This window comes from Marinomonas rhodophyticola, from assembly GCF_026113935.1.
Classification (GTDB): domain Bacteria; phylum Pseudomonadota; class Gammaproteobacteria; order Pseudomonadales; family Marinomonadaceae; genus Marinomonas; species Marinomonas rhodophyticola.
The window spans coordinates 723,884-739,124 of the sequence record NZ_JAPEUL010000004.1 but is presented as its reverse complement, the minus strand read 5'-3'; the positions used below and the strand labels follow the sequence as shown (position 1 = coordinate 739,124).

Sequence of the window (15,241 nt, the reverse complement as noted above, 5' to 3'; positions counted from 1 at the left end):
TTGATGCTATTATAGGGCTGATATAATGTGTTTAACTTCTGCCATGCTAACAAGGCTTAGTAGACATATATCCCTAGATAGACCAGATCGGAGTGAAAGTGACGTTAGAGAAAAAACAACGAGGCAGGCCAAAAGACAATGCTAAAAAAACCGCCATACTCGACAGCGCCCGCAATTTATTTCTCGCAAAAGGCCCAGATGTCAGTTTGGACGAAATAGCCGCCTCTTCTGGCGTTGCAAAGGCGACCCTGTATGCAAAATTCACCGACAAAAAAGCGTTAATAGAAGCGGTTATTCGTCGTGAATCAGACCTCACCGTGACCGAAGAGCAGTTCACTAACTTCAGCCAAATCCCCATTTCCGATGCGTTGTATGCTTTCGGTCTGCAATATTTAACATTTATTAACAACCGAGACTTATTAAATTGGGATAGGCTAATTTCGTCATTAGAATCACAAAATAGTGATTTGCAAAAACGTATTTTTGATTTAGGTCCTAGGTCGTGGTCAGAACCTCCTCACACAATTAATTGAACAAGCTGTGGCCAAAGGGCAATTACCACCATGTGATTCCACTCAAGCCGCGGATATACTAACCGGCCTCTGGCTCGGCTTTGTCAACCTTGAAATCAAGCTAGGTGTTCGTCCACCTCTGACGGATATTGAGATGGAAGAACGCGTGAAACAAGGCATCGAAAACCTCTTAAAAATACTCAAAACTTAGGTCAACTGGGCAGAATACCACTTACACAACCCTACTAGCGACCTTACTCCCCTGCTTAATCAACACGTTTACCTACACTCAGTTGCTTAACATTAGATCGCGCGGTATCAGAAGGTCAGCCGGGATTGACCAAAGAGGCGGGCGTATTCACGGCTGAAATGAGATGAACTGTCATAGGACAACCCAAGACTATTCAGTTAATCCCTTGATATAACGGGGTTCTAGAGATAGGTAGCTTGATAAAATGGTGGCTTAATAAAATGCCTAAAAATCTACACTCTAACCTCCTCCATCTCGGGATGCATTTTTAAATACGTCGCCCAAGACGAATCAATCGCCTTCACTTCCTGTTCAATCCAGCGTTTGAACGTCATGACTTTTTGGTACTTAAAATGCGGCGCTGGCGCAACAAGATAAAAGTCATACTGAGACTTCATGTAAATAGGCAACGGGCAAATCAACTGCCCCTTCTCAATCAGCTCATACACCAAACCATAGCGCATCATCGCCAAGCCTTGGCAAGACAGCAAGGCTTCCACCAACGACGTCGAATCCGCCACATGCAAATGCGACTTCATCGGCATATCATAAAGATCTAAAAAACGCTGCAACACAGGCCACACATGTCGGACATCCGGTCCAGTATCAGTAATAATAGGAATATTGAGCAACTGCTCCTTGATTGGCTGATCAACATTAATCATCGACGGATGACACACCAACACCAAATACTCTTTGAACAACAATTGCGATGTCAGCCCAGCATACTGACCACGACCTAAACGAATGCACAAATCCAAATCACTGTCCGCAAAGGTCGATAAATCAATACTCGGACTTAAACGCAGATTAATCTCCGGCTGCTGCGCCTGAAAGCGCCCCAAACGCGACACCAACCAACGACTCGAAAACGACGGCACCGAACTGATGACCAAGGTATTGGGCGTCGGATCTTCCATAATGCCTTTCACACCTTCTTCCAATAAACCAAATGCCCTCTCAACGTAGTCAAACAAATACTGCCCTTCCGACGTCAGCACCACTTGGCGAGTATGTCGCTCAAACAACTCAACACTCAGCGCCTGCTCAAGGGTCTTAATCTGCTGACTCACCGCCGCCTGCGTCACAAACAAAGACTCCGCCGCCTTCTTAAAACTCAACGTCTGCGCCGCATAACGAAACGCCTGCAAAGATTTCAGCGGCGGTAAAACTCGATTAGAAGACATGGAAGGCACCTTTTATAAGTAAGATTTTCTTAACTATAAAACACTTTTTCTCGTTTGTCGCGGTGCAATGATTAGACGATTATTTGCACATAAAGCAAACAAACTCATTAACATAGAAAAGGATAGCGCTATGAAAAATTGCACCTCAGAAGCATTAAACAATATAGAAAACAGCCAACTAAACGTAAGCCAATGCTGCAAAGACACATTAGATAATCTGAAAGAAAAGCCATGGAAAGGGATCTTCAAAAAAATCGCACATAACTGGCGCACTAGAAGCCGACTCAGCTACCTAAACGAAGCGCAACTGAAAGACATCGGCCTCACCGCTGCGGATGTGGATCACGAAGTGAATAAAGCACTGTGGAAGTGAGTTTTTTGATTGAGTGCGGGATAAGCAAGGGCGCTTTGGGGAGTGCCCTTATTGCAGGGTTGTGGTTTCTATAGACAGATTTGGGTTGTATTTTGACGCCGCGCTCTGCGGAAATTTAGGAGCGCCAGCGAGTAAATTTTCCGTAGCAGCGTTTTGTTAGGCATTCTTGATCCAGTCATAAAACGTTTTAAAGGATTCATCTCGCTCCGATAGTTCTTCAAGGTCTAGGTCGTTAACAAGCTTAGTTAACATCTCGCGCATCTCTGTTCCTCGATACCGGCGACGGAATTCCTTAGGGTGGTCCAAACCAAGCCAAGACTCTATTTCTGGATCTGGAATCGAACACCGCCAGCTATCCAATTCAACTCCTCGGTTTAGCATGTCACGGGTTTTGCCAATGTCATTATCTGAGTCTGTAACGATTAGAACAGGAGCGTTTGTGATGATGTTGCTAGCGGCATTTGCAACACGGGGGATAGTCATTTTACCCATGGCGACAATAATATTGATTTTCTTGGTCAGACCAAACTTATTGAGAATTTTAGTTGCCAAAAGTGACAGTAGTTCTCGGTCAGTGGTTCCTTCACAGACAATGACCAAGTCAGAATTTGCTTCAAAATTTAAATCCTGCTTAACAAGCATTGATGACCTACTGTCGTAAGTGAAGGCTTCGATGATGGTTTGACCATCTTTTGAAACTTGTTCCATTTCAGTTGAATGATAGACAACACCCTCTTCAGCTGCAATTCTAAGCTTAGATTTCAGAACACTTCTGAAACTACTCCCTCCGATGATTGCCGCGTCGATATCTTCCTTGCCGAACAGAATTACATTTAGAGACTTTCCAAGTGTTAAAGCATCAACTGCATCTTTGGAGTAACCAGACATGGAGATAAAAACCCCAATTGTCCCAGCTAGTTTGCCGTCAACTTTTCCCTTGAACTGATAAATTGCTGAAGCTGGCAACTCATTTTTATGCCATTTTGCCTCTAGCAGAAAAACACTGCCATCGAGAAAGAATGATCCATCAATCTGTTCCCCTTCGGCTTTAAAACTTGCGCGAGGATCTAGTTGCTCATGCTCTAAACAGCTTTTAAGTATCTCCTCAAATGCGTAGCCCCTTTTTCGATACCATGTGGGAGGAGCATCGTCAGCCGGTTCAAGCAATTCTTTATATTTTTCTCTGAAATCCATAGCCCTTCATGCTTTCTCTGATGGCTGCCTAACGCCGCAATAAGCGGTGAGTAATAGTTGGCTAAAATGGAGCGAAGCGGAACGAGGCCAACTGTTACGAATCCGACTTGATTGCCTTGTTATGTGACTTGTTCTCGACACTTATACATTGTTGGCATTAACCTGACATACAGTTTTTTATTACATCCATCACACTTCAATTCGTGGCTGTAGCGCGTCGCGAAGCTTGAGCATCAAAGCCTAGAATTTTGCGCATTTTATAAAGTGACCAGAATTGTAGACTTAGGGAAGGAAAAGAACAAAGGGCCAAATGGCCCTTTTATTATGCTAGCAAAGCTGGCCATTCAATTGTTGTGGGGAAACCTGCTTGCTGCGGAACATCTGCTAATGCTTGGGCGTATGCGTCCAATGCTGATAACGAGTCTGTTGTCTCAATACCCAACCGCGCCTCGCGCGCGTGTCGCTCGTAGCGCCATGTAAACTGTTCTAACAAAGCATCACGCTGTGCTCTAGCTTTTGCCGCGAGTTGTTCGTCCGAAATCGTGGGATTTAAATGCGCGTAAATCTCGTCATCTGTCATTTCGACAGCGTCTTCCGGAATCCATATTTTTGTTGATTTCAGACGCTCTAACTCAATGTATTCCGGACACGACTCGTACGATAGTTGTGCGCTTTCGACGCGCTGCACTGCAATTTGATACTGTTCAAGAGCTTTTTTATCAGCTTCAAGAGCAATGTATTCATCACACGATTCGTATGCCGCTTTTGCTAGATCAAGAGCAGCTTGATTATCATCAGACTGTTCTAAATCGTACGTGCTTTTCGCCTGCTCAAAATCGTGAGCAAACGTCGAACTGTCTAACGCAGATTGAGCCGCCTCAACATTAATAGTATTAATATCAATCGCGTCTAGCGCTTCCACTGCTTCTTTCCAATCTGAATAATGCGATGTACTCAGCAGATCCGTATTTAAATTCTCAATCCACGCTGCTTTTTGAGAGCACGTTAATTGATCATCACTGACCGCGTAAACCCTACCGCCCACATTTCTGAAATATCTAGTCATCTGATGTAACTCCAACTTCTAATTCCGTCCGGTGCCGCCACGACCTCATATTCTTCCCCTGGTAAAATACATACAGAGATAGAACTCCACGCTGTGACGTCCCCTTGATCAGATACACTTTGCGGTGCTAACTGACCAACCCTAATTGTCAATCTATTAAAAAATACCAACCTCCACTCAATTGCAGCATCTGTCATGTTTATGTATGTAGTACCAACAGCACGAAACGACGGCGTGCCGTCGTCGAACGTCGCCCCTGTATCAGTCAACTCTGCTTGCTGTCGAGTTTGGCCGACTCCGAACAGAATATTGGCATCATGAAGCGATTTTGGCGTAATGTATGTCGTGTCATTCGTGCCTGCTACCACTGCCGACACAGCGGCCTTAGCTAAGTTCGCACTATGATAAACTTCGCGCCACGGCGCACTTAAAACTGTACTTTGGGCCGAATTCTGATGTCTAAAAAGCATTCTATCGCCATTTCTATCAACAAAAATTTCAGCAGATAATGTTTGCGATAATGAATTAATACGATCAGCTGTCTTGTTTACCATCAGCCAGCCGCCCAGACCAGTTGGAGAATCGGGTACTGCATCTGATATGTACCGAGATACACGATGCAATGGAGTATTAAAACTTTCGAACGGGAGATCACCTCCAATCCCAAAATCCCCTACTTTTAACAGTTTACCTTGGGTTGTATCTGTCGCGCTGGATGTCACATCATAGCCAACTGCATTACCTGTGTTGCCTGCGTGGAGGATTTCTCGCCAATCGGACCACACACCGTTGTTTTTGAAGCGAAAAAACGTGTTAGCGTTTTGCATGCGAGTAAATCGCTGTATTGCGTACGTAGTGACCGACGGTGATGCGTTTATATGCTCCAAAACCCCTTGATTTGCACCGTTTGCCCCAGGGTACGGCGATCCAGTCCACGTTGCCGGCACACAGTATAAACCAGCAATAATTAGCGTGTTTGCATCTCCGGATGCCAACAAAACGCCTTTTGTTGACAATAGCCCACCGTCACCCACTTTCAACAACTTATCTGGTGTGCCGTCTGTCGCATTCGTTGTAACTGGCAAACGTGCCAGCGCAACTGTTCCTGCGTTTAGATTTGATGCGTTGCGCAGGGCTTCGACTGTTGATTTTAAGTTGGTGATTTTTGTAGGGTCGTATGTGACACCAGCGGCTGTGACGGCTTGGACGATTTCATCAATGAGGTCATTAAACCAGTCTTGACCTGGATAGCTTGGTTCACCGCTATCGTTACTTTCTGAAAAGTAGCCCGCTGTGCCAGCGGTGATTTTTCGGGCGGGTCGGGTGGTTACTTGCGAGCCGTTTCGTAGTTTAGTCATGCATTGTCTCCATGCTATTCGTAGATGTATTCATAGTATTTACCCGCCATTTTGATCTTCTCTAGAGAGCAAATCAGAGCTGTGGCTGATTGTGATGTAAGCGGCGTTAAGCAGTCGTCTAGGCACGTTGCGTAGGCGTTTGGCACGCCTTTTACAATAACGCGCATTACATGGCGATATTTGGCTTCGTAAAGCGGGTACGTACAGCCACGCAAGCAGTGGTGCGGGTAGATTTCTTGCACTTCGATTGTGAATCCCAGTAGTGCCGCTAGTTCTTCAATTGCCCAGCTCTGTAAGCCGCCTTTACGATGATATTTCTCTACGACTGCATTGCGTCGAGTATCGACTGTTTGGCCTGTCAATGAGCACTCAGGAAGCCCTAAATAGATTTCCCATTCGGCCAATAATTGCTGGGTCGTTTCTGGTCGCATTTCGTCTAAAAGCTGGTCAGCGCTTTGTTCTACACGCTGTAGTCTTGATGCATAGCCAGTCGCATATTTATAAAGCGGCCCTGTCTGATCGCGTGACCAAATATCACCGCGCGGCATTTGCAGCATGATTGCATTTGTCCAATCCGCTACGCTGTGACTCATGCGTTACCCCAGCTAATAACCCCAAGACTATGCAACTCGTTTGCCACCGCTGTTACGTTTGTTGTGAGTGCTAGCGTGTAGTCTGTTAAGCCAGTGACCGCACCAATTGCGGTGCGTAAGCTGCTTAACAATAGTGTTGAGCCTGGGCTTAATGACGCAATGTAATTCGACATTGCCTTGCTGACTGATGAACGTAATTCTGTGGTGTCAGGCACGATGTTTAACGCAGTTGAAAGCGGCTTTAATGTCAGCCCGATATAAATGACTTCAATACCCGCAGGACGACCTACATAAGAACCCGTCGCTGGGTCTTGGTGACGGAAGATATACGCATCCATTGCCGTTGCATCGGTAGACGTTGGGATGATATCGGGGCGACCATCGAACACGAATGCATAACCAACTGTTGAGCCGCCTTGATAAGCGTCATAGGCCCAAGCGCGGGTAACGCCCGACACTTCTCGACACCACGCTACATAATCAGCGACCGCGCCGCCCATTGGTGGGTTGCGCTTGCGGAACAGTAAACGCTCTAGCAATTCGCTGACGTTTTCGATCTCTGCACCACCTGATATAGCAGCGGTAACGCTACCTTGTGGCGATACTCCTGGCACAGTGGAAACCAGTGTTAGCGCTTCACCTTCTGGCACATTATAGCTAACGCCAGTGTCTTCGGATTGCACGACCGCGAGCACGCTAGAGCCATTTAATGACGACGATGTGACGGTATAAACACGACCATCGCTGTGAGTCATTTGTGTGTCTTCTGGAATAGTATTTGTGCCCGAGAATGTCACGGTACCGCTGGCGTACGTTGCCAGCTTACGAACAACGCCTTCGGACTGTGCTGTGTCGATAATGGTCTGGTCGTCGGACTCAGACGTAGGGATGATTTGGCGAACGATCCAGCTTTGATAATCGTACAGATCTCGCACAGAACCGCTTACTGCACTGTTCAATGCTTGCTCAATGCCGAACTTAGGTAAGACGGTATCTAACGAGCTTTGAACGTCGATTAAACCCTGTTCGATAATGGTTTTAAGTGTTGGGACGTTATACGGCATTTTGAGCCTCCCAACGCTGTGACACGCTGACCGTCATAGTTCGGTTGTCTGACTTGGTGATAACGATTGTAAGCGCAAGAGTGTTGATGCGAGGAATAGAACCGACAACCGAAACAGACTTGGCCATGATGCCGTCGCCAGCGTCTACGAGCATCCAAGCAAGGGCATTTTCAGCGTACTTAACAGCAAGGTTTTTTACATCGCTGATCAGTTTTTCGCGTTTGAGCAACCATAATTTACCACCCCAAGGGGTGGTACTGTAGGTATCGCCTGGCCAACCACGCAAGTCACTGGAACCGTCAGGTAATTCGTCAGAATCTGAGGCGCGGGAATCGGTAAAAAGCGAGATCAAAACCAGCTCAGCAACACTACTATCGACAAGATCACCATCGATAATAATGTTTAGTTGTTGCTTGAGTTGATCTAACAAAATACTCATTGTGGCCCTTGAGTTAATTGGTCTGTATCGTAAAGATGTTTATGTCCTAAATAGCTGATGCCGCCCGCTGTTAAATCCGATCCAGATACAACAGCAGACGAGCTAATCGCGCCCGTCGCTGTTACAGATCCAGTTGCCACAATATTGGCGTCGGTTTTAATGTTTTCGGTTACATGCAGCTCACCCTCGATCTTAGTTTTTGGGGAAATAATCGTGGTTTCAGGGGATACAATAGTCACACTCTCGCTAGCAGTTAAATTAACCTTGTTTGCTGTTATATTGATCACGCCATCTTTCGTAAGCTGCACACGATGGCCTTCCATGTGATACAAAAACACGTCTCCCATCTCGCCTTTAGGACGGTACTGTTTGTTCTCTACTGCAATGGCGACAAGTTGACCAAGGTTGCCGCCTAGTGCAGCAAGTATGGCCTCTGATCCAAGCGGTGGGTTGCTGCTTGTACCGTAATTTTGAAAGCGTTCGATGTCGTCCGCTGATTCATCCGCGCGCATTTTCACTTGCAGAGTTTGACGCTTCACACCTTCATTAACCGATGTTACTAGCGCACGAACCAGCATTTGACTGATACGACGACGAAGGGGCGCAAGGGCTTTATCAATCAATCTATTCATTACCAGCTCTTACTAATTGTTGTGGATTTTTCCGCAACAGCGGGGATATTTAGCGCGTCTGGATCGACAACAGACAGCACGACTAGACGCCCCGTGTCGTTGTCTTCTGAGTACAGAATATCGCTAATCAACATATCTTTATTAATACCCATGATGTCGTCAGTGACAGGCACAATACGGTTAATTTGATAAAGATTTCCTGTGTTCGGGTTACGCCACCCCGTTAATGTATACTCGGCTGTATTGCTGGCACTGATCGCCCGTTGTCGTTCCCATTGTCCGCGCAAACTTGCCCCCGCTGCTGTGGTGACTTCGTCGTTCACAATGATTAACGGACGATAACGCTTTACATCCTGGTCTGTGATTGTCGATTTTATACCGCCGACATTTTCAAGCGGCTGATCGTCTTCCCAGCCAGCACCGCCCGTGGCTTTGACGATGTACTCACTAAAGCGTTGCTTGCGTGAAAATCGGCCACGTCCTGCTTTGATATTAACACCCAGTTTCAACGCGACTTCACCGCGCTTTTTACTGGCGCGAGTAATAACGAGTTGGCCTAGTCCGTTAGTCGTAAGCAGTACACCGCGCTGTTGTGCTAGGCGTGTCAAAAACTCGCCAGCGGTTTCACCTTGCTCTACTTGTACGCGCTGGAACGCTGCACCCACGTCTGTTTCGTTAATCACCGATATACCAAACGGGGCCGATACAATGACAGCTATTTGCAGGAGGCTTTGGTTTTTGAATTGGCCGCTTTGCTGGACGACGGAACAGTCGACTAGATCCGCTGTTTTGTCGCGTCCTGTCACGTTTATCGTAATCGTCTCGTCGTCGTAGCTAGGAATAAAATCATCTAAATAGCCAGTTATCAGTCGATCTTTACCAATATCAACGGTGCATTCTGAGCCAGTTAATAGCCCATCAATAAAATCATCATAGCCTTTAACATCGCCTTGAAATTGCCATGTTAGTTCTAAGTCAAACGTGCCAGCCATAGCCGTTAATGAGCGATTGATTCGCACCTTTTGCCAACCTTCGTAAGCATTACCCGCCGCCTTTAAAATGACCTTATCCATTGATCAGCTCCACGGTTTGGCCAGCGGGAACGAACGATGGGTTAGAGATTCCGTTACGACGAATCACGCTTGCGCGACTTTCAGCACTTCCGGTTTGTTGCCAGGCTAAAAGCGCCACTGGCATTGTGACATTTGGGCGAGTCGTAGAAAGATTTGGTAACTGTTGCGCACGAATGCGCGTGTCTTCTAATACTGCAATTCGCAAGGCTCTAAATGTGCGCCATGTGTCACTATCGCCACGCTCCACGGCGGCCTCGGCTGCAATCGCTAAATTACTAGCAATGCCATTGCCGATTGCGGTTAACTGGCTACCAGTAATCACGGCTTGGCGACCCACACCCGTCAGACTATCTATCGTGTCGATGTCTGTATTGACATTAAAATCTGAGTTGGCCATGGCGTCGGCTTTTTCGATTAGCGAACTATCTAAAAGCAGCGTATTAAACGCACTGATATTGTTGTCTTGTGCTGCAATGGTTTCTGCATCCGACACCGTTTGTACTCCACTTGCAAAACCGTCAGCGGATATAATCGAACGACCTAAGCCGCCACGGATCGTCAACTCTGCACGCATACCGTTCCAACGATTGCGCACATTATCGTAAACAGACAGAGCTTGAATTGGGTCTGTGACTAAGCTTTTCACATCTTCAATTAGCCCCATGGCTTCTCGTGCTAAATCACCTGGCTTGGCGAGTAAGTTACCAACAGAGTACTTCAAGTTCGTTAGTCGGTTTGTCCAGGCTTTCAGCTCACTAGGAAGGCTTGGAATAGAGCGAGTAAACTCATCAAAATCTTGCAATGCCTGGTCAAACAAATCGCCCAGTCCAGCGGCTTGTGTGGTGGCTTTTTTATAGCTTAATACCGAGCGAGCGAAGGCGGCTTGTGATGCGGCCCTTGCTGATTCAGCAGCGGCTTTTACTGATTCGCTGGTATCGATAGTGGTATTGGGGAAGAGGCTTTCACCTGCGTTGTATGCGTCAAATGAGAATGTCGCAACACCGTCTTCTTTTAGATCCAACTTGTGCGAGACATTACCGACTTGAATTTGAATCACGCCAAACCACGGATGAACCAATTCACCTGGTCCAGATTGATTCAGGGCAACTAGTAGCGTCTGCAAGCGCGATACATAATCACTGCCAACGATCTTGCCTTCGATCTTCTCTTGTTTGAATACTGCGCCGTTATCTTCTGCATAACCGCTCTCGCGTTTGGGATATGAATGTGCAATGGCACGACGGCCAGACGTGCCATTCACCATATCGAGTTCAAATTTAACGCCTCGAAAACTGGCCATTAAACGATCTTCAAATGCCATATAAAGCTCCTTTAATTTTGCCCAGCGTCGGGGTCTTTCTCGATGCTAATAAATGGGGATCGACTGCGAGCCGTGGCACGCACACGATCATCAGAGACCTGCACATCGACAGCGATCTGACCGTTTAATGGGCTGGTTGCGGCTGGGTTAGCGATGTTCTGAATGATTTGAGTAGCGAACGTGGACACGTCACCATCTTGGCCACCTAGATTGTTGGCCATTTCTGAAATAGAGGGACGGTTGCGAGTTCGTGGTTTAAATTCTCTTTTGAATCTTCATCCCACCATTTTTTTAAACCGTCATACGCATCTAATAGACCAGGCATACTAGCCACCAGATCATTAGGATCTGCGCCTTCGTCGCGGCGCATTTTCGGCAACGCATCCGGCACCATCGACAAGCCATAGGCCACAATGCCGCCTTTCAACAAATTGTTTACAGCGCCACCCGTTTTGCTGGCGGATTTAGTTTGCTTTCCACTGCCAGCATCGACACCGCCAGTGCCACCATCTAAACCACCTAAACCACCTTGACCCATGTTGACGACATAAACAGGCGTTGCACCAAGGCTATTGATGCCACCTTTGTTACCGCCAGCGATACCGCCAGCGATACCGCCAGTGCCAAAGGTTTTCTTTGCCCACATGCCAGCATCAAGCGCTTTCTTAGCAACAATGACACCACCGATGGCCCACACCGCCGCTTCGCCCCATTTGAGCCAGCTATCAATGGTTTCTTGGTCGACACCATTGATGGCATCAGCCAGCTCTTTGATTGGGCCTGATAGCTTTTCATCTGCGAATTTATCAAAAGAGTTATTGAGTGATGCCATGGCGCTGTTAAATGTTGCTGCATTACGAGCGGCCGCTTGCTGTGTCGCGCCTAGCTCTGCCGTACCGGACACCATTTCTAACAGCAAGTTTTTGTTGTCTTGGCTGTATAAGGCAGCAAGACCTTGCAATGAAGTTTGGTCAAACACGTCGCCCAGTTTAAGCGGGTCGTTTTTCGCTTTGTCTAGCACTTCTAGTAACAGCTCAACAGGCTCACGCAGTTGATTTGTGCCGTCTTGAAAAACCTTGATGCCTTGCTTGTCTAAGAATTCGACTTTCTTTTTATCTGAGAAGGTCGCGAAGATACCTTGGATAGATGTTAATGCCTCGCTGGCATTGCCTTTTGATTTTGCAATGAGCTGGACTAGCGCGCCCATTTGAGTGATCGCACCAGGGCCGTTAGCTTGGTATGTTGCAAACAGTTGCTCACTAATGCCAGCAAGATCTTTTACGCTGACACTACCAACTGCAAACTGCCCATACAATTGATCAAGCACGTTCATGACTTCTTTAGCGTCTTTAATGCCTTTTTCGCGAAACTGTGCGAACAATGCGCCCGTGCTTTCTGCATCAGCACCGAACGCTTGCATAAACACACCCATGTTTTGCAAATTGTCGAGTGTGAATTTTAAATCACCTGATTTACCCAACAAGACATCGACACCCGCTGCGATCTGTGTCGTATCGATACGTACATCTGCTTGGTTAGATACATCTTGTACGGACTTAGTCAGCGCCTTGACTTGCTCTTCTGACAGCTTTGCGTTTGTGCCGATACGCGTCATTTGCTCTTCGAAGTTGCCCACTCCACGCACGGCCGCACCAGTTAATAACGCAGTACCCAGACCCACGTAGCGATTCCCCAAGCTGTCTATACCACGACCAGCGGCGGCAGTCGTTGTACGAACTAACGTCATGGCGCGTTCGTTCTTACGCGCAAAGTCACTCATTGAGTTACCATAGCGTTTGGCTTTCGCTGCTAAGTTACCCGCAAGGTTTACAACAATGTCGGTTTCGAGTTTTTGCGCCATGGGATTCTCTATTTCTGGTTTTTAGGTCTAAAAAAGTCAGCGCATTTAAGCAGCTTGTCGAATGTCATTTTGCGAGTAGTTTCAATGGGGATGCGGGCGCTAAGCGCCCAGGTGAGTTGTTCGCAAACATCACCCATCCCCGCCAGATCGCCCCGCTGTGCTAGCGCCTCGGCCAGCTGATTGTCCAGATTTTCAGATTCTTCTTGAATCAACTGAAAATCTTCAGGCTCTAATTTACGAAAATCTTTAATCGTGAACGGGCCTTGAACAGAGCCTATGTATTCAACTTGACGACACAGTAATTCAAGCCCCAAGAGCACGTCAGATGTATAAGCCAGCGCTTTACCGTTTTGCACAACAGCTTTCTCAGCAGCTAACTGAGCGTCTATATAGTCGCCCGTTGCTAGCTTACGAAGACCCACTTCCGTGTGTATCGATTCGCCCACTTTGAAGCCATGAATGAGATCAAACGTCATGATGGCCATTAGACTTTCTCCGCCTTCATACCATGAAACGTGCCAGTGATCTCGCCCGCATCGGTCATTGAAAATGGCTCTTGCGGCTCACAGCCCGTCATCATGTAATTAAGCCCATTGTCACCTTCAAACGTTAACGTCACGTTCGTCATGGCGTTAATCTCCATCAGATCAACATCTTCATCCGCCACGATAGTGACCTGCATGGTTGGCTTAACGAATGTTTTCGAAAACCCCCAAATCTTATTTGGACCTGCATGTTCGGTAGAGGTGTAGCCACCGGACTAAACACAGTGCCTGGCTTGGTTTTTAACTGCTTGCTGTTTGCACGAATTACCGCGCTGCCTAAAATAGCCATATTGAATTACCCCTTATAGCTTGAACTGAGTGAGTGCCGCGAATACGCGCAACTGATTCACGATGTCTGGTTTCCATACGCAGTTGAGGCGGTTCTTATTCGACTCATCACGATAGACAGACAGTGACGCTTTGAAGCCTTCCATATCTTCCATCAAACCCTTTGGCACCCAATCGATACGTGCTTGCTCAATGATTGCGTTACGCATGATTTTTGGAGTAACAATCGGTTGACCTGGATCGATAAAATCAAGCACATCGTCACCCGCCAATTTGTGGCGAGGGAAGCGATTCGTCACCATGGCTTTCAAGGAATAGCGCAGGTAGCCAAGTGTTGCTGGCGTGGTGATATCCAAGTAACTAGGATCAGGATCGCCATAGCTGTTGACTTTATATGTGCTGACTTCACGCTCGATGGCCACTTCGTCACCCGCCGTTACCATGTAAGTGGCAACACCGCTTTGTAATAGCAAGTTGCGCTCTGTCCAGTCCCAACGGTCTGTCTTTGCAGGCGGTAAAATGCCTGTTAACACGAGGGTTTGCAGTGGGCGCGCTGGATCAATCGCCAGCGAGTAGCTAGCACGCGCACCATAAGCGGCGGCAAAGTCCCAAGGCGAACTTGGTGATTTGTTGGTACCCATGCAGGTAATCAGGTAATCGTTTCGACCTTCGCCCCATGTGCTGGTTTCTGAAAACGTGCCGCGCATTGCTGTGTACGCAGTACCTTCCATCATCTTCAGTGGGCCGTATCGATCAACCAGCTCATCACGCAAACCGTTTAAGCTTTGTGTGTCTGAATATGGAATAACGATATGGTTGTACCATTCGTCAGGAATCGCGGCGACGATAGCGCTGATGTCTGGCGTACCCGCACCGCCCGTCATAGCTGTAGTTGTTACCGTTACACCTTTAGCTAGAAGCTCGCCATCGTAGTAGTTGTAACGCACATCAATATCGTTACCCGTTTCGCCTTTCCATTTGCATGTCAGTGTGACCACTCCAGCGGCAGCGGATGCGGTAATAGGCAAATCGGTTTTAGCTGTAACGGCGGCAACGATAGAGGTCGCAATCACTGTGGCATCGTCGCCAGCTTTTACCGCGACTTGCATGCTCACACCGTCGATCAACAAGGCAACAATACCCGCGCTCGCTGTACCCACCGTGACCGTAATGGTTGCAGTAGCGGCTGAGCCTGTCAGATCCGCGACACCAAGTGCATACATATCTGTTGATGGGTTGATCTTGCGAAATCGCTTTAGCATCTTCGCCAGCATAGAGCCTTTGCCATAAGCGTTGTCCATGTCTGCCTCAGACGTGCCGATGCGACGAGTGTCTAGCGCTGTAGCCGTGCCACTCGCCAGCTGCTGGCCTATAATGAGCACTTTGTTTACCAGCGTTGGCGTACCTGTTAGTGCGCCGCTGTTATCGATATCGATGTAAACGAGCGGTACGTAAATGTCTTCTGGAATATTACCAAGTGGCATA

18 protein-coding genes are annotated in these 15,241 nt (G+C 47.4%); 3 read left to right on the top strand and 15 right to left on the bottom strand.

Translation table 11 applies throughout. The features are described from left to right. Nucleotides 1-98 precede the first annotated feature (98 nt). Complete coding sequence (locus ONZ52_RS04390) at nt 99-533, top strand: TetR/AcrR family transcriptional regulator (protein ID WP_265217510.1); 435 nt, start codon at nt 99-101, stop codon at nt 531-533. Between the two features lie 7 nt (nt 534-540). Beyond that, the gene (locus tag ONZ52_RS04385) at nt 541-723 is read left to right on the top strand and encodes a hypothetical protein (RefSeq protein WP_265217509.1); all 183 of its coding nucleotides are present in this window, start codon (nt 541-543) and stop codon (nt 721-723) included. A gap of 272 nt (nt 724-995) precedes the next feature. Here ONZ52_RS04385 and ONZ52_RS04380 read toward each other — a convergent pair whose 3' ends face one another. Continuing rightward, entirely contained in the window at nt 996-1,949 is a 954-nt protein-coding gene (locus ONZ52_RS04380) for a LysR substrate-binding domain-containing protein (protein WP_265217508.1), read from the bottom strand. A gap of 130 nt (nt 1,950-2,079) precedes the next feature. Between ONZ52_RS04380 and ONZ52_RS04375 the strand changes: the two genes are divergently transcribed. Next, a complete protein-coding gene (locus ONZ52_RS04375) occupies nt 2,080-2,322 on the top strand; it encodes a DUF1127 domain-containing protein (RefSeq protein WP_265217507.1) in 243 nt (80 codons plus the stop codon). 156 nt (nt 2,323-2,478) lie between these two features. Here the strand turns inward: ONZ52_RS04375 and ONZ52_RS04370 are convergent, their stop codons facing one another. The 14 genes from ONZ52_RS04370 to ONZ52_RS04305 form a co-directional block, all read right to left on the bottom strand. After that, nucleotides 2,479-3,516, bottom strand: a complete 1,038-nt coding sequence (locus ONZ52_RS04370; protein ID WP_265217506.1) for a TOPRIM nucleotidyl transferase/hydrolase domain-containing protein — start codon at nt 3,514-3,516, stop codon at nt 2,479-2,481. A gap of 322 nt (nt 3,517-3,838) precedes the next feature. After that, the gene (locus ONZ52_RS04365) at nt 3,839-4,582 is read right to left on the bottom strand and encodes a phage tail assembly chaperone (RefSeq protein ID WP_265217505.1); all 744 of its coding nucleotides are present in this window, start codon (nt 4,580-4,582) and stop codon (nt 3,839-3,841) included. After that, entirely contained in the window at nt 4,579-5,940 is a 1,362-nt protein-coding gene (locus tag ONZ52_RS04360; RefSeq protein WP_265217504.1) for a pyocin knob domain-containing protein, read from the bottom strand. Before ONZ52_RS04360 ends, ONZ52_RS04365 begins: the two co-directional genes overlap by 4 nt. Before the next feature lie 14 nt (nt 5,941-5,954). After that, nucleotides 5,955-6,533 carry a YmfQ family protein gene (locus tag ONZ52_RS04355; RefSeq protein ID WP_265217503.1) on the bottom strand — a complete coding sequence of 193 codons (579 nt, stop codon included), beginning with the start codon at nt 6,531-6,533 and terminating at the stop codon, nt 5,955-5,957. After that, on the bottom strand, nt 6,530-7,597 hold the full coding sequence (locus tag ONZ52_RS04350; protein WP_265217502.1) for a baseplate J/gp47 family protein: 1,068 nt from the start codon (nt 7,595-7,597) through the stop codon (nt 6,530-6,532). Before ONZ52_RS04350 ends, ONZ52_RS04355 begins: the two co-directional genes overlap by 4 nt. After that, the gene (locus ONZ52_RS04345; RefSeq protein ID WP_265217501.1) at nt 7,587-8,036 is read right to left on the bottom strand and encodes a phage GP46 family protein; all 450 of its coding nucleotides are present in this window, start codon (nt 8,034-8,036) and stop codon (nt 7,587-7,589) included. The genes ONZ52_RS04350 and ONZ52_RS04345 overlap by 11 nt, the downstream gene beginning before the upstream one ends. Continuing rightward, nucleotides 8,033-8,668: a phage baseplate assembly protein V gene (locus ONZ52_RS04340; protein ID WP_265217500.1), complete on the bottom strand. Its 636-nt coding sequence runs from the start codon at nt 8,666-8,668 to the stop codon at nt 8,033-8,035. The genes ONZ52_RS04345 and ONZ52_RS04340 overlap by 4 nt, the downstream gene beginning before the upstream one ends. After that, nucleotides 8,668-9,741, bottom strand: coding sequence for a phage baseplate assembly protein (locus ONZ52_RS04335; protein ID WP_265217499.1), 1,074 nt, complete (start codon nt 9,739-9,741; stop codon nt 8,668-8,670). The genes ONZ52_RS04340 and ONZ52_RS04335 overlap by 1 nt, the downstream gene beginning before the upstream one ends. Beyond that, nucleotides 9,734-11,062, bottom strand: a complete 1,329-nt coding sequence (locus ONZ52_RS04330) for a DNA circularization protein (protein ID WP_265217498.1) — start codon at nt 11,060-11,062, stop codon at nt 9,734-9,736. The genes ONZ52_RS04335 and ONZ52_RS04330 overlap by 8 nt, the downstream gene beginning before the upstream one ends. Before the next feature lie 11 nt (nt 11,063-11,073). Beyond that, nucleotides 11,074-11,250: a hypothetical protein gene (locus ONZ52_RS04325; protein ID WP_265217497.1), complete on the bottom strand. Its 177-nt coding sequence runs from the start codon at nt 11,248-11,250 to the stop codon at nt 11,074-11,076. 17 nt (nt 11,251-11,267) lie between these two features. Continuing rightward, nucleotides 11,268-12,923, bottom strand: a complete 1,656-nt coding sequence (locus ONZ52_RS04320) for a phage tail tape measure protein (protein WP_265217496.1) — start codon at nt 12,921-12,923, stop codon at nt 11,268-11,270. Nucleotides 12,924-12,931: 8 nt separating this feature from the next. Continuing rightward, nucleotides 12,932-13,408 carry a phage tail assembly protein gene (locus ONZ52_RS04315; protein WP_265217495.1) on the bottom strand — a complete coding sequence of 159 codons (477 nt, stop codon included), beginning with the start codon at nt 13,406-13,408 and terminating at the stop codon, nt 12,932-12,934. Next, nucleotides 13,408-13,641 (bottom strand): phage tail tube protein, encoded by a 234-nt coding sequence (locus ONZ52_RS04310; RefSeq protein WP_265217774.1) that lies wholly within the window; start codon nt 13,639-13,641, stop codon nt 13,408-13,410. Before ONZ52_RS04310 ends, ONZ52_RS04315 begins: the two co-directional genes overlap by 1 nt. Before the next feature lie 129 nt (nt 13,642-13,770). After that, on the bottom strand, nt 13,771-15,240 hold the full coding sequence (locus ONZ52_RS04305) for a phage tail sheath subtilisin-like domain-containing protein (RefSeq protein ID WP_265217494.1): 1,470 nt from the start codon (nt 15,238-15,240) through the stop codon (nt 13,771-13,773). Nucleotide 15,241: the final 1 nt, after the last annotated feature.

Coding starts and splice junctions, on each gene's coding strand:
- ONZ52_RS04380 (WP_265217508.1), bottom strand. CDS start 1,949: ATGTCTTCTAATCGAGTTTTACCGCCGCTGAAATCTTTGCAGGCGTTT.
- ONZ52_RS04375 (WP_265217507.1), top strand. CDS start 2,080: ATGAAAAATTGCACCTCAGAAGCATTAAACAATATAGAAAACAGCCAA.
- ONZ52_RS04370 (WP_265217506.1), bottom strand. CDS start 3,516: ATGGATTTCAGAGAAAAATATAAAGAATTGCTTGAACCGGCTGACGAT.
- ONZ52_RS04365 (WP_265217505.1), bottom strand. CDS start 4,582: ATGACTAGATATTTCAGAAATGTGGGCGGTAGGGTTTACGCGGTCAGT.
- ONZ52_RS04360 (WP_265217504.1), bottom strand. CDS start 5,940: ATGACTAAACTACGAAACGGCTCGCAAGTAACCACCCGACCCGCCCGA.
- ONZ52_RS04355 (WP_265217503.1), bottom strand. CDS start 6,533: ATGAGTCACAGCGTAGCGGATTGGACAAATGCAATCATGCTGCAAATG.
- ONZ52_RS04350 (WP_265217502.1), bottom strand. CDS start 7,597: ATGCCGTATAACGTCCCAACACTTAAAACCATTATCGAACAGGGTTTA.
- ONZ52_RS04345 (WP_265217501.1), bottom strand. CDS start 8,036: ATGAGTATTTTGTTAGATCAACTCAAGCAACAACTAAACATTATTATC.
- ONZ52_RS04340 (WP_265217500.1), bottom strand. CDS start 8,668: ATGAATAGATTGATTGATAAAGCCCTTGCGCCCCTTCGTCGTCGTATC.
- ONZ52_RS04335 (WP_265217499.1), bottom strand. CDS start 9,741: ATGGATAAGGTCATTTTAAAGGCGGCGGGTAATGCTTACGAAGGTTGG.
- ONZ52_RS04330 (WP_265217498.1), bottom strand. CDS start 11,062: ATGGCATTTGAAGATCGTTTAATGGCCAGTTTTCGAGGCGTTAAATTT.
- ONZ52_RS04320 (WP_265217496.1), bottom strand. CDS start 12,923: ATGGCGCAAAAACTCGAAACCGACATTGTTGTAAACCTTGCGGGTAAC.
- ONZ52_RS04315 (WP_265217495.1), bottom strand. CDS start 13,408: ATGGCCATCATGACGTTTGATCTCATTCATGGCTTCAAAGTGGGCGAA.
- ONZ52_RS04305 (WP_265217494.1), bottom strand. CDS start 15,240: ATGCCACTTGGTAATATTCCAGAAGACATTTACGTACCGCTCGTTTAC.